Annotated in this window: 21 protein-coding genes and 1 pseudogene; 14 read left to right on the top strand and 8 right to left on the bottom strand. The window is 36.3% G+C overall.

Annotated features, from left to right (window positions below; all coding sequences use genetic code 11):
• Positions 1 to 464 precede the first annotated feature (464 nt).
• From ACIQXV_RS26825 to ACIQXV_RS26815, 3 genes and pseudogenes are all read right to left on the bottom strand, one after another.
• Entirely contained in the window at positions 465 to 2,147 is a 1,683-nt protein-coding gene (locus tag ACIQXV_RS26825) for a GMC family oxidoreductase (RefSeq protein WP_402964528.1), read from the bottom strand.
• A gap of 652 nt (positions 2,148 to 2,799) precedes the next feature.
• Entirely contained in the window at positions 2,800 to 3,096 is a 297-nt protein-coding gene (locus ACIQXV_RS26820) for a heterocycloanthracin/sonorensin family bacteriocin (protein ID WP_402964537.1), read from the bottom strand.
• A gap of 1,331 nt (positions 3,097 to 4,427) precedes the next feature.
• A pseudogene (locus tag ACIQXV_RS26815) lies at positions 4,428 to 4,738 on the bottom strand (tyrosine-type recombinase/integrase); the annotation flags it as partial.
• 63 nt (positions 4,739 to 4,801) lie between these two features.
• On the opposite strand from ACIQXV_RS26815, the gene ACIQXV_RS26810 reads away from it, so the two are divergent.
• Complete coding sequence (locus ACIQXV_RS26810; protein ID WP_402964534.1) at positions 4,802 to 5,101, top strand: DUF3291 domain-containing protein; 300 nt, start codon at positions 4,802 to 4,804, stop codon at positions 5,099 to 5,101.
• A 161-nt stretch (positions 5,102 to 5,262) separates the two neighbouring features.
• Here the strand turns inward: ACIQXV_RS26810 and ACIQXV_RS26805 are convergent, their stop codons facing one another.
• On the bottom strand, positions 5,263 to 5,733 hold the full coding sequence (locus ACIQXV_RS26805) for a DUF3888 domain-containing protein (RefSeq protein WP_402964525.1): 471 nt from the start codon (positions 5,731 to 5,733) through the stop codon (positions 5,263 to 5,265).
• A gap of 398 nt (positions 5,734 to 6,131) precedes the next feature.
• Between ACIQXV_RS26805 and ACIQXV_RS26800 the strand changes: the two genes are divergently transcribed.
• The 3 genes from ACIQXV_RS26800 to ACIQXV_RS26790 all read left to right on the top strand — a co-directional run bounded on the left by ACIQXV_RS26800 (position 6,132) and on the right by ACIQXV_RS26790 (position 9,835).
• Positions 6,132 to 7,790 carry a cell wall-binding repeat-containing protein gene (locus ACIQXV_RS26800; protein WP_402964522.1) on the top strand — a complete coding sequence of 553 codons (1,659 nt, stop codon included), beginning with the start codon at positions 6,132 to 6,134 and terminating at the stop codon, positions 7,788 to 7,790.
• A 243-nt stretch (positions 7,791 to 8,033) separates the two neighbouring features.
• A complete protein-coding gene (locus tag ACIQXV_RS26795; protein ID WP_402964519.1) occupies positions 8,034 to 8,834 on the top strand; it encodes an alpha/beta fold hydrolase in 801 nt (266 codons plus the stop codon).
• 20 nt (positions 8,835 to 8,854) lie between these two features.
• Positions 8,855 to 9,835: a sensor domain-containing diguanylate cyclase gene (locus ACIQXV_RS26790; RefSeq protein ID WP_402964516.1), complete on the top strand. Its 981-nt coding sequence runs from the start codon at positions 8,855 to 8,857 to the stop codon at positions 9,833 to 9,835.
• A 187-nt stretch (positions 9,836 to 10,022) separates the two neighbouring features.
• Here the strand turns inward: ACIQXV_RS26790 and ACIQXV_RS26785 are convergent, their stop codons facing one another.
• Positions 10,023 to 10,151, bottom strand: coding sequence for a hypothetical protein (locus ACIQXV_RS26785; RefSeq protein WP_402964513.1), 129 nt, complete (start codon positions 10,149 to 10,151; stop codon positions 10,023 to 10,025).
• 439 nt (positions 10,152 to 10,590) lie between these two features.
• On the opposite strand from ACIQXV_RS26785, the gene ACIQXV_RS26780 reads away from it, so the two are divergent.
• From ACIQXV_RS26780 to ACIQXV_RS26760, 5 genes are all read left to right on the top strand, one after another.
• Positions 10,591 to 10,809, top strand: a complete 219-nt coding sequence (locus tag ACIQXV_RS26780; protein WP_402964510.1) for a DUF1659 domain-containing protein — start codon at positions 10,591 to 10,593, stop codon at positions 10,807 to 10,809.
• A 107-nt stretch (positions 10,810 to 10,916) separates the two neighbouring features.
• Entirely contained in the window at positions 10,917 to 11,135 is a 219-nt protein-coding gene (locus ACIQXV_RS26775) for a DUF2922 domain-containing protein (RefSeq protein WP_402964507.1), read from the top strand.
• 67 nt (positions 11,136 to 11,202) lie between these two features.
• Positions 11,203 to 11,346, top strand: coding sequence for a YvrJ family protein (locus ACIQXV_RS26770; protein ID WP_149871858.1), 144 nt, complete (start codon positions 11,203 to 11,205; stop codon positions 11,344 to 11,346).
• A gap of 717 nt (positions 11,347 to 12,063) precedes the next feature.
• On the top strand, positions 12,064 to 12,264 hold the full coding sequence (locus ACIQXV_RS26765) for a hypothetical protein (RefSeq protein ID WP_402964503.1): 201 nt from the start codon (positions 12,064 to 12,066) through the stop codon (positions 12,262 to 12,264).
• A gap of 319 nt (positions 12,265 to 12,583) precedes the next feature.
• A complete protein-coding gene (locus ACIQXV_RS26760) occupies positions 12,584 to 12,976 on the top strand; it encodes a hypothetical protein (RefSeq protein WP_402964500.1) in 393 nt (130 codons plus the stop codon).
• A 141-nt stretch (positions 12,977 to 13,117) separates the two neighbouring features.
• Here ACIQXV_RS26760 and ACIQXV_RS26755 read toward each other — a convergent pair whose 3' ends face one another.
• Positions 13,118 to 13,408, bottom strand: a complete 291-nt coding sequence (locus ACIQXV_RS26755; RefSeq protein ID WP_402964497.1) for a hypothetical protein — start codon at positions 13,406 to 13,408, stop codon at positions 13,118 to 13,120.
• Positions 13,409 to 13,837: 429 nt separating this feature from the next.
• On the opposite strand from ACIQXV_RS26755, the gene ACIQXV_RS26750 reads away from it, so the two are divergent.
• The 4 genes from ACIQXV_RS26750 (at position 13,838) to ACIQXV_RS26735 (ending at position 15,966) form a co-directional block, all read left to right on the top strand.
• Entirely contained in the window at positions 13,838 to 14,272 is a 435-nt protein-coding gene (locus tag ACIQXV_RS26750; protein WP_402964494.1) for a CBO0543 family protein, read from the top strand.
• Positions 14,273 to 14,473: 201 nt separating this feature from the next.
• Positions 14,474 to 15,013, top strand: coding sequence for a CBO0543 family protein (locus ACIQXV_RS26745; RefSeq protein ID WP_402964491.1), 540 nt, complete (start codon positions 14,474 to 14,476; stop codon positions 15,011 to 15,013).
• Positions 15,014 to 15,095: 82 nt separating this feature from the next.
• On the top strand, positions 15,096 to 15,239 hold the full coding sequence (locus tag ACIQXV_RS26740; RefSeq protein WP_402964488.1) for a hypothetical protein: 144 nt from the start codon (positions 15,096 to 15,098) through the stop codon (positions 15,237 to 15,239).
• Positions 15,240 to 15,651: 412 nt separating this feature from the next.
• Positions 15,652 to 15,966, top strand: coding sequence for a hypothetical protein (locus ACIQXV_RS26735; protein WP_402964485.1), 315 nt, complete (start codon positions 15,652 to 15,654; stop codon positions 15,964 to 15,966).
• Positions 15,967 to 16,190: 224 nt separating this feature from the next.
• Here the strand turns inward: ACIQXV_RS26735 and ACIQXV_RS26730 are convergent, their stop codons facing one another.
• Positions 16,191 to 16,508: a hypothetical protein gene (locus ACIQXV_RS26730; protein WP_402964482.1), complete on the bottom strand. Its 318-nt coding sequence runs from the start codon at positions 16,506 to 16,508 to the stop codon at positions 16,191 to 16,193.
• A gap of 602 nt (positions 16,509 to 17,110) precedes the next feature.
• Positions 17,111 to 19,285: a transglycosylase domain-containing protein gene (locus ACIQXV_RS26725; protein WP_402964479.1), complete on the bottom strand. Its 2,175-nt coding sequence runs from the start codon at positions 19,283 to 19,285 to the stop codon at positions 17,111 to 17,113.
• Positions 19,286 to 19,817: 532 nt separating this feature from the next.
• Here ACIQXV_RS26725 and ACIQXV_RS26720 point away from each other — a divergent pair.
• Positions 19,818 to 20,129: a hypothetical protein gene (locus ACIQXV_RS26720; RefSeq protein WP_402964476.1), complete on the top strand. Its 312-nt coding sequence runs from the start codon at positions 19,818 to 19,820 to the stop codon at positions 20,127 to 20,129.
• Positions 20,130 to 20,202: the final 73 nt, after the last annotated feature.

Below are 20,202 nucleotides of genomic sequence, written 5' to 3'. Positions count from 1 at the left end.
AAAGGGACTAATCATTAATCTACTTCAACTATCGGGTGCTTTAGTTGAACATCGAGGATTACTGCGGTAACCCTTTTTCTTGTTCCACTAACGGGCAGGTTAGTTGAAGAATATAATTTAACTTAATTTACTTTAAACCAAATAAAAGCAACAACTACCTTCACATGGTTGTAATTACGGTTTTTATTGAATTGTGTCGCCAAGGTAAAAGCTGAGCTTCCACCACAGTGTAAAAATCACCTGTTCAGGATATTGCTGCGAATCAGAACGGCATTTTGTTATTCATAACGGAGAGGTGATTAGGAGAAATCGAACCCAAAGATTGTTGAGAACAGAATATTTCGAATTATTTATGAGATAAAAAAACGTTGGTCAAATTCTAACCAACATCCTTTTTCATCATTAATAGAAGATGGACTTCTTGTTATATATCTTAGTCTTAAATTAAACTAGATTTCATCTACTCATTCTTGGTCCTGAATAAATTTAACAGCATTTAAACCAATCATTTGGGAAGGCATGGAAGTGTTGCCATCTGGTAAAATGGGGGAGATGGAAAGATCGGCGACTTTCAGGTTCCTAGTGCCAAAGACATTCAGATATCCATCTACAACTCCGCCATTAATACTCCTGGCCATCTTGCATTGACCTCCAAAGTGGAAAATATTGCGATAAGAAGCCCTTACGTAACTTTCTAATTTTTTTCGCTGTTCTTCCTTATTGCTTATCTCAAAGATTTTTTCAGGTGGATATACCACTTTATAAATGCCTTCAGGGTCAAGTTTACGTGCCTTCTTCATAATGTGGAAGGTCTCAATATACTGATCAACCATGAAATCGAGGTCATCAAGATCTCCAAGTGGATTTAGGTCGATGGTAGGATAGGCTTCAGGATCGCTATGTGCGGCCAATATAGTACCCCTACTTTTTGGGTTTAGGTCAAAAAGGCCAATGCTCATAATATTGCTCTTCTTTTTAGGATCAAACCCCCAATTATTAACCAGTACATCTTGAGTGGGGAGAAACGTTGGTGTTGGGGATCCATATATTTGAAGGCGTCGGCCTCCACTTCTGCCGTCTCCTTTAAAAGCTCCCAGTGGAAATGGATTGTCTGGGTCTGCAGTCATGAGATCTAAAATCCGCTTGGTATTAACTTCTACTCCCATTCCCGTCGTAAAATGGGCTTGAAAGTTATGCCCCACATTGGGGCTGTTTATAATTGTTTTAATACCTGCTCTAGCCAGATCATCAGGGTTCCCTATTCCAGAACGTTGTAATATAACAGAGGAAAAATTTCCTGCACTAACAATAATCCCCTTTTTACCGTATACTCTATTTGATTTACCGTTTCGGACAAATTCAACGCCCACGGCAATTTGAACTCCTCCATCATCTTCAAAAAGAATTTTATTCACGGTTGTTTTAGCCAAAATAACTAAATTTCTGCGGCAAACCCCATCTTCATCTGGATGGAACTCATTTCCTTGTGTTACAATTTGTCTATTTAAATAACCTGTAGCAGTGGATGAACGAACGAAGTGTACATTCACTTCCTTATTTAAAAATTGTGATTTAAAAAATGTACAATCCCTTATACCAGTATTGTAATCCTCGACAATGGGAATATTTAATACATCTGATGCTGCTTTTGCTAGCGTATAAGTAAGCCCATCGTTTGGAATGTTTTGCTGTCTAACAAAAATAGGGCCGTTTCTTCCGCGTTCTTCGGGTTCCTGCGTCTTTCCTGTATAAGTTTCATTTTTTATGAATAAAGAACAGACATTGTTATAACTCCATTGAGATCCAACTATTTGTGCCCACTCATCATAAAGTTCACTGCTTCCCCGTACAGCATACATGGCATTATGCTCGGAGCTTCCCCCGATTGTTCTGCCGCTTGATATTCTAAGCTGCTGATTCCCAATACTTGGCTCTGCATTTGTAAGGATATTAAAGGAATGCCTATTATCAGAAGCCAATATCCCTGATACTGCCCCAGAAGGACTGCTTAGTTCTTTAACCATATTTGTTCCTGGTTCCAGGACAATTACAGAGTTTGTTATGTCATCCGATAATTTCTTTGCAATTACCCCACCAGCAGTACCCGCACCTATTACAATATAATCGAAGGTATTTTTTGCGGACATTTCATCATTCCTCTCCAAAGCCTATAAAGTTTGACTAAGAGTCTTATTTAATATGTATTACGAACATCACCAATGTGTGAGTGTCCATATTACCTTCGTACCTTTGCGTCTTTGGTAGAGGTATTACTTTTTTAGGTCAAATGTAATTAATAGCGGTTTGCTTCTCTTAAAGGAAATAGTATGTATTTATAAATGTGTTGCAAGTTATTTTTTTGTATTAACTGGACATCTTTATGCAATTTCACCTCAACAGTCATAAAGCCCAATTAGGAAATATAGGTATGTTAAAATTTAGTAAGTTATTTGGAGAAATTAAAATGAGGGTCAGAGATAAAATTGACACATTTATGTTAGTAACTGCTATGATTCTTGCAATGTAAGTGATTTACCTTAATCCACACTGAAAAGATGGATATTGCTTAATTCCTATGGGGATTTATTGGATTTGTAGGTATTTTTATAGAATCAGCAAAATAGGAGAAAAAACAAATCAGAGTAAGATTGTGAAAAAATGTACTTACACTAACGGGTAGTTTAGTGAGTGCAGGAAGTTCTAATCGTTACGATTAGAACTATCATTAAAGAAGTGCCCTTGCGGCAAATTATGCATGGGCACTTTGTTTCCTTAGATATCCATTTTTTCTTTGGTGAATTAGTAACCGTACAAACCGTTGTATCCGTTGTATCCGTCGTAACCGTTGTAGCAGCTGCCACAGCCACCACAGCCACCACAGCCGCCACAGCCGAAGCAACCGAAGCAACCGAAACATCGGAATCCTCCGCAACGGAATCCTCCACAACGCATTCCACCGCCACAACGCATTCCACCGCCACAACGCATTCCGCCGCCACAACGCATTCCGCCGCCACAACGCATTCCGCCAAAATGACGTGGATCATTGAGGTTTGGATCGATTGGAATTAAATTACCGACTTGGAAATTATCCATTCCTAAAGTTTGAAGTTCATTTTGAAAATTGTGCATTTTTACCTCCCCTTTTTATTTAATTATTAGGCTAAACTGACATCTAAAAAGAGATTTGAACGAAGAAATTTTTTCAGTTTTGTGCAAATAAGAGATACTACGTGTACTCTCTTTAACAAATTATGAATCCTTTTAGGTCGCTGTTACTGATTTAACAGCCTATTTCAAGTTACCCTTCAGCCTTATTTTGTTTTTGGACTAAAGATTGGACTACTCCCCCTGTTTGTATCGGATTGGGTATGTGAAGTGTTTCACTTAAACTATAGAGTGCTTATGTTCCATAAGAGGTCGATGCGGCGACTTTTTTTCTTTGATCCACTAACGGACAGGTTACTTGAAGAAGGAGTATGAAATAAAGGAATTAATTTCGTGTATCAAATAATGAAGAATATAGTAGAATACGCTAGTTGATAATAATGAAAACAGTTATTTGTGAAGAAATTATGAATTTATTCTTATAAAAATGTAAGTGAGGGTGAATAAATTGAATCAACTCCAGAGGCTTACCATATTGGAGCGTTTGTTGATTGTAATAGGAGTTGTTATGATCATTATCCGCTCATTCTTAGTCCCATCTGAAACTTCGTTTACGATATGGCTTACCAGATTGGGCTATCTTTTCTTTTTTTGTGGTGTCATTATGGGTGGGGTTGAAGAATATATGAAAAAACACAAAATTTCCGCTTACATTTTGTTTGGGATAGACATCCTTATAATTTTTGATTATTTTTGGTGGAAAATTTTTTTAAATGGCTTGAAACTTCCTTAACGTGGTAATTCAGCATTTTCCCGACGCAACTCCTTTAGAGAACAAAAGCCTTCCCTTACTTCACTAACGGGTGCATTACTGGAACAACGGTAATGCCCTTTTCTTCTTCAAGTAACGAAGCAGGATTGTTGATCAAGGAGAAAAAAGTAAATATTAATTATTATGTTTGGAGGTGAAGTAACAATATGGATTTGTTTGATAGTTGTTTTTTTGCATTCATAGCTATTATTTATGTTATGAAGTCTAAAGATAAGAAATTAGCAATACTTGTTTTATTAGTAATTTTATCTGTTTACTGTGTTTATCATTTAATAAGTTACTTTTTTAACGTTAATAATATTTTTGGGTTTATTATAACATTCGCTACTTTAGTTATAGTTTTATATTTTACCGAAAAAATATATAGACAAAAGAAAAAATAAGTAGCCGTTGTACAACTAACGGGTGCAATAGTGTAAAAAAGCAGCGGAAGTGTGGTGACCCCAAAAGTTAGAATTTACTCAAACTTTTGGGGTGCAGTACAAAGTATTCTACCCCCCGTTGAAAACATAAATTCAAATAAAGCCTCTTCCATCGGAGTAATGCACGCTTCTCTTAAATGTTCAATTTCCCTCTCCGTTAAAATTTTGGAATTCGTTTCCCTCGTTTAGGTTTTTTGATTTTCGCAGCTTGATTTTTATATTAGCCCTTCTTCGTGTGACCAACGAAATATTGATTTAATAAATCGAATCGATGAGCTAAACTTGATGGTTTTAAGTGTGCACTAGACTTTGCTAAGTATCCTTTCAACTGATCGGTCGTTACTAATTCAATATTCACATCGTTAAAGTGTTGAATGAGTAATTTTGATTGAAGTCTTTAAGCTTTTAATGTTTGTGAAGAGAATCTCCTGAAGAAGCTATAAAGGGGGATGGTTTCCCTGTTCTTACACTAACGGTATGGAAGGACCTTCAATCCTTATATTGTTTTACCTATTCAGGTAAGCATAGGCAAGCGTTGCGAGATAGGAGCAAATGGATGGAGCCTTACCAAGAGAAACACCTTTCATATGTTGTGTGGTGGACAGAGAAGCTGAAGGATGTCTCATGGGCGGAAGCTTCCAAGAGGTACAACTATTATATTCAGAATGGACCCACTCCTTTTGCATTTGATTTTAAGCAAGCGTTTAATGAAAAAGGGGAGACGTGCATGGTTAAGTAGCAGTGGGTTCGCTTGATTCATTGTGAAATCATCCATTTAAACTAAAGATGGCGTTGATCCATGAGGATTGACGGTTTTTTTATGTACTTTATTAGCGGAGTGAATTAAGTCCATTTTTCAAAGAGAAACACCTTACCTTGGAATGATTGGTTAAGCATGACCTAATAGGGTTTTGAAAGAACATACTTAAATAAACGTGGCAGATGATTAAAATTAAACGATGTTGGTTCTTGTAATTCAGGTGGTAATTCATATGTCGCTAAGTGAGTGTGTTCAATCAACTCAACTGAAGGACCGTAAGAGATTCGATAAGTAATGCGGTCCTTGCCAATAGAAACGTTGTGCCCCGTGGTAGGCTCTATTTCAAAAGTAATATCTAACATAAAGCCACGGAAATGTTGTACTCTTTTGGTTTGGATGATATGGATTTTCCACGGAGTAATCCCAGGCGTATTTGGACCGTAGTAGTTCCGCAGCACTTCACTAATATTCGGAGTTAACATAATCATTAGCATATCTTGTAACCGAAGTTCTTCGGAGTCTTGAGTTAGTTCATTTGCTGAAGCCAATTTTATTTGAAAAAATGTAACAAGCACAAGGGATAGTATACAAGCGATTAGCATCTTTTTCATTCTTTGCGATACACCTCTTACCTATATTATTACCTTTTCTAACCAGAAAATGATTTCATTCTTTGGAAACAACATCGTTCTCCCCTTTATCCCTTTTTTTCACACAACTAAACGTTTGATTAAATATGCCGGATCGCTTGATAGGTAAGTCCTTTAATTCATCTAACAGAAAAAAATCTGTCGAAGGAAGTGTAATAAAATAGGTTATATTTATAAATCACATCAAAAATCATTCCGACATTAATAGGTATAATCTAGAGTATCTATTTTTTAGGAAAAATCACTTATCCTTTCATAGACTAATAGGAAAAAAGTAATGCGAATAATATGACAATATCATCAAAATATAGTAATATATTCCTTGTTAATATTTACTAAATTAATAGGGGGAATTGGCTTTGAGAAACAAGTTAACGGCATTCATGCTCGCTGCGTTGCTAGTTTTATTCGCATTACCAGCATCTAACGCATCTGCAGCTCAGAATCAATGGCAGTATCAAAATGGTCATTGGTACTACTATAATGCAAGTGGAGCGCTGCAAAAAGGGTGGCTCTTCCAAGGGCAAAAGTGGTACTACTTGGATTCAAAAGGAATGATGAAAACTGGCTGGGCGACTATTCAAAACGAATGGTATTTCTTTGATGGATCCGGTGCCATGAAAACGGGTTGGCTGAAAGATGGAGTGAACTGGTACTATTTGAATAACAGTGGAGCCATGAAGACCGGCTGGTTAAAAGATGGTGCAAATTGGTACTATTTAAGTAATAGTGGAGCCATGAAGACAGGCTGGTTGAATGACGGCGCGAACTGGTACTACTTAAATAATAGCGGAGCCATGAAGACAGGCTGGTTGAATGACGGCGCGAACTGGTACTACTTAAATAACAGCGGTGCTATGAAGACAGGTTGGTTGAAAGATGGAGCGAGCTGGTACTACTTAAATAATAGTGGAGCCATGATGACCGGCTGGATTAAAGACGGAGGTAAGGATTACTTCCTTCGTGATAACGGTTCATGGGATGAAAATGCTACATTAGAGCCTGATCATGCGATTTATTATACTGTAAATGGAACAGACGCCATTAGTTCTGGAATCTACAAATCTGAACCTAATGGAACGAGCACATTGGTGATAAAGGAAAATGTTTATGATTTAAAGGGCAATCCAAAACCGGCAATCGCTATAGATGATCTTCATCATTACTTTCAAAAAGGTGATATTGCCACTGAAAATTTCGAATGGGCAATAAACCCAATTAAATCGGTTCAAGCTGTCGGGGCGGATCTATATTATACCAACTACCTTTTCTCTGGTGAATATGCAGGAGGGTGTGGCGGCGGTTATGCTGAAATCCTAGAACTATTGAAACGGGATGCCTCAGGTAAAATAACAAAGGTAACGGACGATAAGGTATCATCGACCACACAGGATCAATTCTTTGTTTCTGGTTCCTATATTTATTATGCAAAGGTTGAAAACAAAGCATTCAGTAATTTTACTGTCGTGAAAATAAATCTTACGGATAACAGCAAAGCCACACTTGCAACCGGAGTTGTCGATTTCTGGGTAAAACAAAATACAATTCATTTTGTAAAAGATGGAAAATTACAAACAATGGATTTAAACGGAAATAATATTCAAACTGTTTCAAGTCTTAATGTAAAGCTCTATGGTAAGAACGGCTGTGGTGACTCAAACTATACAGTATCCAATAATGGACTAATAACAGAGGATTACATAAGCGACGAATCTGTTACTTATTTCTACGATTTTGCGACGAAAGCAGTAAATACTTTTTCAGAATCTACTATTTTTGATACTCTTAACGGATATGCTAATATTCTAGATGTTGATGTCAAAAACAAACGTTTTGCCGCATATGTAAATGACTATGACACTGATGAAACTACTCTTGGAATCTATGATTTTAATGGTAATCTCATCAAAAAGCTTATGACAGTTGACGATTACCTCCCAGACCCTCTTTCTATTGATTTTCAAAAGGGAGAATTCCTTTATGTAGAGGGCAGTCAACTAAAACTGATTAAATTTTAATCAATTGGATCCCCTTGTCGATGTGACAGGGGGATTTTTGTTATGGAGAACCGTATCATAAATAAATGAGGTTTATAATAGTGTCAAGTGAAACAGTCTAGCTAATTTGGTTGGGCTGTATTTTTATTAAATTAGTAATACGTAACATAGGTTAAGTAGAAATTAAATGGCAAATTTCACTAGAAATATAAAGTGTATTCGTTCAAAATAAATATAGTGTACAAAGGAAAGGAAGCATTTGTCATGAATGATGTGATGAAACGAAATAATGTGAAGGTAATGGGACAGGGAGAGCAAACGATTATTTTTGCGCATGGATTTGGTTGTGATCAGAGCATGTGGCAATATATCACTCCAAAATTGGCAGAGAGCTATCGAATTATTTTATTTGACTATGTAGGGTCAGGAGATTCAGATATTACAGCGTACCAATCTGAAAAATATAGCACGCTTCATGGTTATATGCAGGATGTTCTAGATATAATTGAAGGAATGGATCTTCAACATATACTATTTATTGGCCATTCGATTAGTTCAATGATTGGTATGCTGGCTGCGATTGAGCGGCCGGATTACTTCGATAAGCTAATTATGATTGCGCCTTCGCCTTGTTATTTAAATGATACAGACGGTTATGTTGGTGGGTTTGAACAAAGTGATATTAAAGAATTACTTGCGATGATGGAGATGAATTTTGCAGGCTGGGCAAGCTATATGGCGCCTTTAGCAATGGACCAACCTAAGGATTCTGAGCTAACTAAAGAACTGGAGAATAGCTTTGTCACAACGAACTCCCGTGTAGCAAAGGAGTTTGCAGAGGTAACATTCTTTTCGGATTATCGATCGAGCTTACCCTTAGTAAAGGTACCTACACTTATTATTCAATGCTCGAAGGATAGCATTGTTCCAATAGAAGTAGGAGAATATTTAAATAAGCATTTACCAAATAGTACGCTTCAAATCATAGATGCAAGAGGTCATTATCCACATATTAGTCAACCATTAGAAACAACTAAGATTATAATAGATTATCTAATGAATTAATTTATCAAAGGGGATTAATTATGGATGAAAGATTAAGAGAGGCACCTTGTGGGTTTATATCGATTGACCGTAATGGCTATATGATGGAGATCAATAAAACCTTCCTTGAATGGATGGGCTGCAAGCAAGAGGATCTAGTAGGAAAGCATTTTGAATCGTTATTAACGACGGGAAATAAGCTGATTTTTCATTCTTATTTTTATCCGAATATTAATTTACACGGGTATGTAGAAGAGCTATTCATTAATCTTAGAAACCAAAATGGTGAATCCGTTCCTTATTTGATGAATGCAAGACGTTTAGAGCAAGGTAGTATAGAAATGATTGACTGTATTTTGGTTCAAATGAAAAAGCGAATTGATTATGAATTAGAATTACGTACGACTAAAAAACAAATGGAAGAGGCCTACATAAAAAAGGATCTAGCTTTTGCAAAACTAGAACAAATCTATCTTGAAATAGAAAAGAAACAGATTGAATTAATGGAAATCAATTCAGGATTAGTTGAAATATCAAATACAGATAAGCTCACAGGCATTCCGAACAGAAGATTCTTTCAAGAAAAGCTGGAAGAGCAGATTGAATGGTACCGCAAAGAACAAAAAACGTTCTCTCTGCTTATTATTGATATTGATCATTTCAAAAAAGTGAATGATACATATGGGCATCAAATAGGTGATATTGTCCTTGTGAAATTAGCAATTATCCTAAAAAATCAGGCGCGGCCTGAAGATATTCCTGCGCGATTCGGTGGTGAAGAATTTACAATAATTCTTCCGAATACTGATGTGGAAGAAGCAATAGCAATTGCTCAGAATCTTAATCAAAAGGTTGAAATAGCTGAATGGAAAGAGACTGGCAGTTTAACAATAAGTATTGGGGCAGCGACATTTACTAAGAAAGATACAGAAGAATCAATCATGAAAAATGCAGATCAAGCCCTCTATGCTTCCAAGGAAATGGGTCGAAATCGAGCCACACATTTTAGAGAGTTATCTTAAAAAAATGAAGCAATAGACAACATCCAATTCCTTCTCTAAAATAAATCAAAAAAGGGCGCTTCAAACTTAAAAAGTACCCTATAGAGTAGACACTTTGAAGGTCTCTCTATAGGGTACTTTTTTAATTAAGTGATTTGGCATAAATACCACTGATATCTTAAAAATAAAACCGCTCGAGTAGGGATATTTATTTTAAAGCCCCACTTTGATTAAAGTAATACCACTTTCCAGAAATCTTCGTCCGGCCCGTCTGCATCGCACCAATGGATTTAAAGTAACAACAGGTCGATCCGCTTAGCAACCAGCCGGTCACCATCGAGCCGCATTTGCTTCATTTTTGGTAAAATTCTTGAGTGAAATGCATTAAATGAGGGTTATTGGCTTCATTTCTAGGAAAAATCTTGAGTGAAATGCATCCAATGAGGGCTATTGGCTTCATTTCTGGTAAATATCCCGAAAGTTATGCACCCAATAGGGACCATTGGCTTCACTTTTAAAAAAAATCCAGAATGAAATGCATCCAATAAACTATTGAATACACTTCTAACTAAAAATTCCCGACTTTTTGATTCTAAATCCATTGAGACGACCACTCTGTAAGTCGCACTTGGCTCAAAAGGCGAATCAAACTCTCCAGTCCGGACCACAATTCCAGCATTCAATCCCAAACAATATATTTATATAAAATAATTCCATCCGCCCTGTCCTTTTCACCAACTTTTATCTATATAGAGAGTGAAAGGAGGTGAGCGACAATGGCAGTAGCGTCATTAGAATCAACGAAGCTTCGCTTGGTGTTTAATGCAGGCGTGGATGACGAGGGAAAACCAATCCTCAAATCGAAGACGTTTAACAACGTCACAAAATCTGCGACCACAGATCAATTATTTCAAGCAGCACAAGCAATCACTGTATTATGCAAAGACACACTAAACAAAGTAGAACGCAACGACAGCATCGACCTCCAGGCATAATCACCAGCAAAAGCTAGTGGTGTCCTCCTCGGGTGGACAGTGTCCACGAACGGTGCCTGACACCAATAGTAACACTAGCCCATTAATAATGATAGGAGGTGAATGAAGTGGCAAAGACCTTGGAATTACAATTTGGGACAGAGTTTGGCAAGACTGCCCGTATTTCGGTTGATAATCCGAAAGAGCCGATTGATGAGGAAATCGTGAAACTTTCGATGGAGCAGATTATTGCATCGGACATTTTCACAACGTCAAGCGGTAGACTCGCAGTATCAAAAGGAGCAAGAGTAGTCGAACGTAATATTACAGATTACGAGCTTGCTTAATAATGAATGAGGCCGGATTCCCTGTGCGAAGGAAGCCGGCCTCTTTTTAAAAAAGGAGGTAAGAAAAGTGGACCAGCTTATTCCAATCATCAGCCAGGTGGGATTCCCGATCGTTGTTACCCTCTATCTGCTTTACCGAATTGAGTCAAAGCTTGATCTAGTGGTTCAGTCGATCCAGACTCTTCCCGAACGGATGAAGGAGCGAACCTAAAGAAAACCCGTTAAATGGTAAGCCGCGGAGGTGTGGCTGCACCGTGAAAAAGAACCCAGCAAGGATCATTAAGTTAATCCAAACTGGGTTCTAAATCTACCAATATTCATACATTTTCGGCAAATTTTTTGTTAATTCAACATTAAATAATCGTTTGATTAAATTCACCCATAACCCTGTTAAATAAATCTTTATCCATCCTTTTCTATGAAAAATTTGTTGAACGTTGAAGGGAAAATAGCAACAATTCATAAAGAACGAGCTGTTCCCCAAAAAAGGTCAACTATCGACCATTTTCCCTAAATAAAAAACTAACCAATTGTTTGTTTGAAAACCGTATAAACGCTGCTATGTAGCGAGTTTACTATTCAAGTAGACAAACTTTTTGTCGCTGATTTTATTCGAAAAAACAACAATATTCCCCAGAAAATGATTCCACTCTTTAAAAGCAACATCATTCTCCACATTATTCCTTTTTTCAACACCAATTAAACGTTTGATTGAAAATGCCGGAACGCTTGAAAGGCAAGCCTTTTGTTTAATTCAAGTAGAAAAAATCTGTCGGAATATCCTATGTGATAAAATATAAATTCCACTTAATTCGCCCTAATACCCAAAATTAAAATGAATCGCGATCCAAGGTATCATCTAGTAAAAAGTTGTCCATCCTAAAGCTATAGAAATAGTTTTATAGTCTAAAAAATTGGGGGTCTTAGAATGGGTAGAGAATTAGGAAGCATATTTAACGAGCTTATATTAGTAAAAAACAGGGAATTAGATGAATGTGAGAGAGAGCTTAATGACGGGAAATATAACAATGTAGTTAAAAAAGCATTACTAGCTTATAAGCACAGCCTGCTGGAGAATTTAGAAATGTATGACCACTATCTGGATAATAATAAAGAACCGATCATTTAATCGTAATGCCCCTAAAGATAATAATAGGTTCCGTTTTGAGGTGCTTTTCTAAAAATCCGTGCCGAAATGGCAGTCGTTTTGACATCGGTATTGGTATATAAAAAAGCAATACTCGCCATAGTAATTGGAAAGTTTCTTTTCACAATTTTTGGATTCTACAATCAACAAGGAAACGAGGAAAGATGTAGTGTACTTTAATAAGCATAAACTTAATGGTGGTTGCTGTTCGAGTTAGAGAGACTAACAGCAAGCTATTTTACAATTTCTAATTGGTATATAATTGTGTGAAGAAATTTTATATTAACGGAGGGTAATAAAAATGAAGATTTTGTTTGATGAAACTTACACTTCAAATGACGGAAAGCGAAGAAGCAGGAATATTTGGTATGGAGATGCTGATATATCTGTTGATGGTGAATATGGAAAAAACATTAATCTTAATGAAGATTTTATGGATAATTTATGCGAAATAATAAAAAATGACTTATCTAAAAATGCAGCAAATAAGCCTACTGAAACTAACTGGTATATTTATGGAAGTGGTGTAACTCAGGACGCTATTGGAGACAATATCCGTCCGACAATTATGGTTCGTGAGAGGTCTGACGAGTTTATAACTAATTTTAATATCAGTGACCACGATTTTGCTGTAAATATTGATGCTATTCTGTTGTTTAAGGCGGATTTTGAAAAACGTTTAGCGAGTCATTGATTAGTAATATCAGTATAAGCATTTTCAAACTATTTGAGGGGATGATTTCATAATGAATTCATTCTCCTTTTTCATCTGGTGGGATTCTTTTTTGTGTGGAGGAATAGTACATTTAAAAATACAGATTGTGAATAATTACACTTAAATTAAACTGACCGTTGAAGAAGGATATATAATACTGGTACTCAAAACGGCACCGAAATTGACAGTAGTTTTGGCACTCTTTTTTAATTGTACCTGGATATTTAATCCATCTAGGTCTGCATCAATCATACGTACCTGCCTGTCCAAACGGTCAAAACGCTCGTGAATTTCATTCTTGCTATCTTCAACATGTTTCTCCACTTTTTCAATATAAGGTGTCAAATCTTTAACAATTGAACCTCTAAAACTATCTATTTTATTTTCTAATCGTTCTTGACCAATTTTCAATTCATTAAGTTCACCGACTCCACGGGGACGGTTCTCATGGCCATTAAAGAGGTTAGTGAGGACCAGCAGAACCGTCCCTATGGTCCACTTGGAAAGAAGAGCAATCTTTTAGGCAAAAAAATACCCCCCTTAGCCCGAAAGCTAAGGGAGTACCTCTAAAAATCCTACTGAGTTTCTTTTTTTGTCCATTTACCTTTTCCTCTAGAACTGTTCATTAATATGGACTTTCTTTATTTTTGGCATAAAATATATAGTTTTACGAACAATAGGGACTATCTGGATTAAATTTTAAATAAATCTTTAATTTAGAAAGGGTGGTTATTTGTTACTTCAAACGATTCAAAATGATTTAAGTAACAAATTAGTAAACTAAATGAGCAAGACTTACATTTTTGGTATGAACATTTTTTATTCCATTGGCGTTGGTGGATGGGAATACTTCTAATAATCATCCCTTTAATTCTTTGGATTAAGTTTAGAAACAAAGAAAGTGCAGATCGATTACATTACGCCGGGCTATTAGTCGCCTTGATATCATCTAATATAGACTACGTAGGGCATTACCTTGGAAAATGGAGATATGACTACGAAGTGGTCCCTTTCGTTTCCAACTATGTTCCTGTTAGCCTTTTCATTCTACCTGTTATAGTTATGTTTCTTCTCCAGATAAAACCAAGAACTCATCCATTCATTAAAGCACTAATCTATGCAATTATTTCTCTAATTGCTCTGCCGATTTTAAAGTGGATAGGGGTATATGTACCCATTCAGTGGAATTACATGTATTCTTTTGTAATCCAATTTTTCGTTTATTTGATTGCACATTTTATTAGCAAAAGGCGTAAATTTAAGGATCTTACATAATGATAGGATAGTAATTAACTCTCCTGTCATTTTGGTTCTAATAAATCAGTCTTTTGGACGCTTCTTTTTTGGGTTACGTTGTTTCGCATAATGGGTCAATTGTTCGTACTATGCAGCAAAAATGATTTATTTAACATCTTTTCAAGTTGATGTATTCATTAGTAACCCATTGGAGAAAATAATTTTCGAAAGGGTGATATCATGTTTGATCGCATAGAAAGTCTATTCAGGCAATCAAGTAAGTTGAAAATTGATTACTGGCTAGCACATGATTTATTCGGTGTTCATTGGTGGTTTATCTTAATTGTAAATCTCATCTCGCTGATTTTTCTTTTTATTTTTATTGATAGAAAAAGGTTCCAACTAATATTGATTGCGTTCCTGGTTAGTTTTACTGTGATTAGTTACTTAAATGAACTTGGTCATTTCTATGGATTTTGGTCGTACCCACATCAATTTCTTGCCTTCTTTCAAAGTTTTAATGCAGTAGATTTTGCTGTACTTCCTGTAATAATTACGCTTATATATCAATATTTCAATAAATGGAGTATTTACATGGTCTTGACAATGGTTATGTCTGCTATTATTGGTTTTATTGCTGTTCCTATATTTGTGCACTTCGATTTGTACAAGTTGCAAAACTGGAATTCGTTCTACTCGTTTTTGACATTAGTTGTTTCATGTTGTTTAGTGAAAATTTTAGTTGATTTTATTAAAATGAAGTCCCAACAACACGCTTAACTTTATTAAATTAATCTATCCCACTCTTAATAAAGTGGTTTTTTAATGAACATTATTGCTCTGAAATAGGTGAACATCATGCTTGATTTTAAACTTTTTAAGGACTGCCCCGACTGTTTATGAACAGGATATGACTTCAGTGATGGCGATCAATGTGACTCTTGCGATGGCACAGGCGAAAGCATTGACCGGTTTACTAACGATTAAGAGGATTAAGTCCTCTTAATCGTTTATTTCGAGATATCAGTCAACGACAACATTAGTTCGCAATTTGTGTCAATTGCGAAGTAAATAAACAACTTCTTCTTCATACAGATAGGTAAGGGTTTGAAGTTATCGCTTCCTTTTCCCCAAGCTTATAACACTATCATTCTTACTAAATCCAGTGCTATTCGACTAAGAGAGAACCCTTCAGGGCGTTACCCCATCATTTGATTTTTCGATATAATCCTTCAGTTCCGACAGGAACTGTCTAGCCTTTACCTGAGTATTGTGACCAACCTCAATTTAAGCCAGAACATTTCGCACAACTAACCTGCCCCTTTAGTAACTAAAATGTAAACAGATTGTTATGCGAATAGCATTGATGGGGCAGACCTCAATGTATACAATAAATACTCGTTAAGGAGTGATGGAAGATGATAACCGTAACAGTAGATAATTTAAAATTCAAGGAACAATTATCGGTGATTGAACAAAACACACTGAAAGATTTTCTGTATACCTGGGTAGGTAGCTCAACCAAAGATTTGGATGATTTTTTTCACCTTCAGTACACAGAAGATGTCTTTGCCAAAATGGAAAAAACAATGAATGACACCGATTTGTTGATTTCTGATGATGATTATTTCAGATACATAACAGTGACGGAAGATAATCAAATTGTAATAGGTGTTTTAGATATGAATTCAGAATTAAAACATAGAATCATTTTACTAGATGAGATTAAATAATTCTTACTTTTCTGTAAGCCCATACAAAAAGAGGCAGCATGGTACACTGTCTCTTTTTCTTTGTTTACTATATGTCTTATGTGACGTTATTTCACAACCTGCCCCTTTAGTTGAACAAGAAATAACTTGAGGTTACTAAAAGATTACTATTATAGATATTTCTTTATTTTAGTAATTTAGCATCAGTTTTATTATACTTCATTTCAGATAAAAACTGCCAAGCGTTAATCCTTAACAGTTATCGTGATTTTCCTTAATTCCCTTATTGGTGAAAAATACCAATAAATTTTAAAAAAGTTACTGAAACTAACAAAATAGGTTTGGTGTTTGTCTATCTTGCTAAAGGGTTGATCAGGAACTCTTACTAATAAATTTTGTCCATTATACCTTAATTTCCAATAATAATAATTACCTGTCTTTATTGCCCTAACTCCAAAAAACTGCATTTTCTCTAAGCACCCGAATTTCTTTAAGAGTGCTTGTAATTCGTCAATTAATAAATAATAATTTTCAGGTAACTCTCTTTTTATTAAATTACCCATTCTACCTTCTCCCTTTAAAATTTCTAATTATAAATATGTAAATTTTTTATCTGCTTATATCTTAAATACATCTTATGCCGAGTAACATTTTATAAGAATACTCTTACTCATTAAATTTGTTTTTTTATCCTGGCTATTATTATTTTAATAATGAATCTAATAGTTGAATAGTTGTCCCATTCCTAAAAGGGTTCATTTGACGCTTTTATCGTAATCACACTAAAATAGTCGTAAATATTGCTTACTGAATTTTATCCAGCTGATAGCAATTAAAACCTTGCTCCTAAAATCATCGAAAATCATTTTTGAGCATACAATTTAAAGAGGCGCCTCTCAAATATTCTTAACCCGTCATATTGACGGTTTTTTTTACGCATCAATACATAACATTATACTTATATACAAAAGTACGCTATGTCACGAAAATGTGACATAAAAGAGAAACGGATTATTATCTTTCTTCCTCCACTAACCCGCCAATTAGCTTAAAGAAAAAAGCCGCCAAAATGGCAGCTGGATTCTTTAACTTTTGTAACCGTTAATAGTACAACTAGAACCTTCTCTTCAATGGAAGTGGAACAAGGTAAGACAAAATATCTATCTTAACCATGCTTATGTTTCTCTTTCTCTTCCTTTTTTCTACGTTTCTCTTCCTCTTTTTTAAGTTTCTCTTCCTCTTTTTTATTGCCATTATTAGGATGTTTTATTAAATTGTCGATTTTTTCCTTTGGTGGAACTTCTGCAGAACTAATACCTTTTATATAAAGTTCATTATTCACTCTGAAGACACTTTTTGGTTGCGTAAAACTGGATGTGTCCGTTCCGAATGTTTGCATCATCGCTTTAAACATTAACTGCGAGATTTTCGTCGTATTTCCGCTCATATAGTTACCCTGGCCGTTTTGAGTATAACCAGTCCAGACAGCCATGGTGTATTGCGGTGTATACCCTGCGAACCAGCTATCATTTGTCGCTGAGCTTGGGTAACCATATCTTTCTCTCGTCTTTACATCAAAATTGGTTGTGCCTGTTTTCCCGGCAACCTCCAGTCCAGGAACATTGGCAGATTTTCCTGTCCCAGAATTGACGACTGTGCGTAGCATGTCAGTCACCATGTAGGCAGTGTAATCATACATCACACGTTTTGATTTCCCCGCAAAATTAACTACTGTACCATCCGGAAAAACAACCTTTTGGACAAAATGCGGTTTATTGTACATGCCATTATTTGCAAAAGCACTGTAGGCCCCTGCCATGGCTAAAGGACTAACGGTATTGCTTCCGATCGAATAAGATTCGTATACTTGGTTATTTTTAAACGTAATGCCGAGTTGTTCTGCAAATTTCTTTGCCTTATCCGTCCCAACCTCACGCATTGTGAGAAGCGCTGGGATGTTATAAGAGTTTTGCAGTGCCGTCCTTATTGTCAGCATTCCATGGTATTGATGATCCCAGTTGGAAATGGACTGGCCGGTTGAATAGGTCGTCTCCTGGTCATTAATCAAATGACCTGTGGACCATTTTAAATGTTCAATCGCAGGGCCGTAATCAAAAATCGGCTTAAAGGATGATCCTGGTTGACGATTGATATCGACGGCAAAATTGTGACCAAGGAATCCTGCTTTATAGTCGTTTCTACCACTTCCTATTGCCCTGACTTCACCTGTTTTTGTATCTAAGAAAACGAATGCCCCCTGAAAATTCGCATCAGGATAGGCGATGATTTCATTGGTATTCATCATTTTGTCTGCAAAATTCTGTGCTTTTGGATCGAGGGTAGTATAAATCGATAATCCATCCTCGCTGATGTCTACATCCTTCAGTTTTCCCTTTACCTCTTTCACAGCGGCATCCAAAAATGCTTCATAAGGCATACTTTGCTCGGTGTTGTTTGCTACAAGTCCCTCTGTTACAGGAACTTTTTCTGCTTCTTTCATTTGTTTTTCCGTTATATAGCCATCTCGAAGCATGGAAATTAAGACAATGTGACGGCGCTTCGTCGCTGATTTTTCGTTTTCCGGTTTGGTCGGATCGTAATTATTCGGACTCTGCGGCAGTCCGGCTAACATGGCTGCCTGAGCGAGCGTCATTTTTTTCAAATCATTGGCTTCGATCCCATAGTAATTCTTCGCTGCAGCCGCAACCCCATAAGAGCGGTGTCCAAGGTAGATTTTGTTCAAATACATCATTAAAATATCGTGTTTGGAATACTTTTGTTCTAGCTGATACGCCAAGTCCCATTCTTGCACTTTTCTCTTTAATGTCTTCTCTGGCGTCAAAAATGAGTTTTTAATGACTTGCTGAGTAATCGTACTTCCACCCTGAGATCCAAAATTTCCGGTTACGTTCACGAAAATGGCCTTGGTTGTCCTTTTCAGGTCAATCCCATGATGTTCATAAAAATGGGAATCCTCTGTGGCGATAAACGCTTGTACCAGCACTTTCGGCACTTGATCATAGGTGATTTTTGTCCGCTTTTCCTTCCCGTATTCATAAAGGAAGTTTCCGTTTTTATCGTAAAATTTTGTGGAAAGTGGATCCACCAGCTTAGAAGAATCTAACGTAGGTGTACCCTTAATCATGAATGCGAACGTAATGGCTCCAGCTCCAGCTGAAACAAGACCAAGCATCAAACAGACGATAATCACCTTTTTTAACAATGACCCTTTTTTCAACAACGGCCCTTTATTCGGTATCCGGTTACTTCTTTCTTTATTTTGTGTAGCCTTTTCAGCCTTTTTTCGTTCCTCACGAGATTGATAGGTTTCTTCTGACATTCTTCTACACTCCTAATGGTGCCTGTCACCGCCCGAAATATGTCTAAAACATTTCGAACAAGTTGAGATCATCGATAATCCGTCCATCGTTTTCATGAACCTGGATATAACGTATTAAAGAAGGATTGATGCAGTAATTCCTTTACAAGAGTAACAGATGGACGTAAATATTGCATGAGCCTAATTTACACATTCGTACGAAATCTTACATTTATAGGTTATTATCCTGTCCAAACGGTCAAAACGCTCGTGAATTTCATTCTTGCTATCTTCAACATGTTTCTCCACGTTTTCAATATAAGGTGTCAAATCTTTAACAATTGAACCTCTAAAACTATCTATTTTATTTTCTAATCGTTCTTGACCAATTTTCAATTCATTAAGTTCACCGACTCCACGGGGACGGTTCTCATGGCCATTAAAGAGGTTAGTGAGGACCAGCAGTACCGTCCCTATGGTCCACTTGGAAAGAAGAGCAATCTTTTAGGCAAAAAAATACCCCCTTAGCCCGAAAGCTAAGGGAGTACCTTTAATGAATCTTACGGATAACAGCAAAGCCACACTTGCAACCGGAGTTGTCGATTTCTGGGTAAAACAAAATACAATTCATTTTGTAAAAGATGGAAAATTACAAACAATGGATTTAAACGGAAATAATATTCAAACTGTTTCAAGTCTTAATGTAAAGCTCTATGGTAAGAACGGCTGTGGTGACTCAAACTATACAGTATCCAATAATGGACTAATAATAGGGGATTACACAAGCGACGAATCTGTTACTTATTTTTACGATTTTGCGACGAAAGCAGTAAATACTTTTTCTTTCTCAATCTACTATTTTTGATACTCTTAACGGATATACTAATATTCTAGATGTGGATGTCAAAAACAAACGTTTTGCCGCATATGTAAATGAC

It is taken from the genome of Neobacillus sp. NPDC097160, from assembly GCF_044762155.1.
In the GTDB taxonomy this organism is placed as follows: domain Bacteria; phylum Bacillota; class Bacilli; order Bacillales; family Cytobacillaceae; genus Neobacillus.
This window is presented reverse-complemented; position numbering and strand designations above follow the sequence as displayed.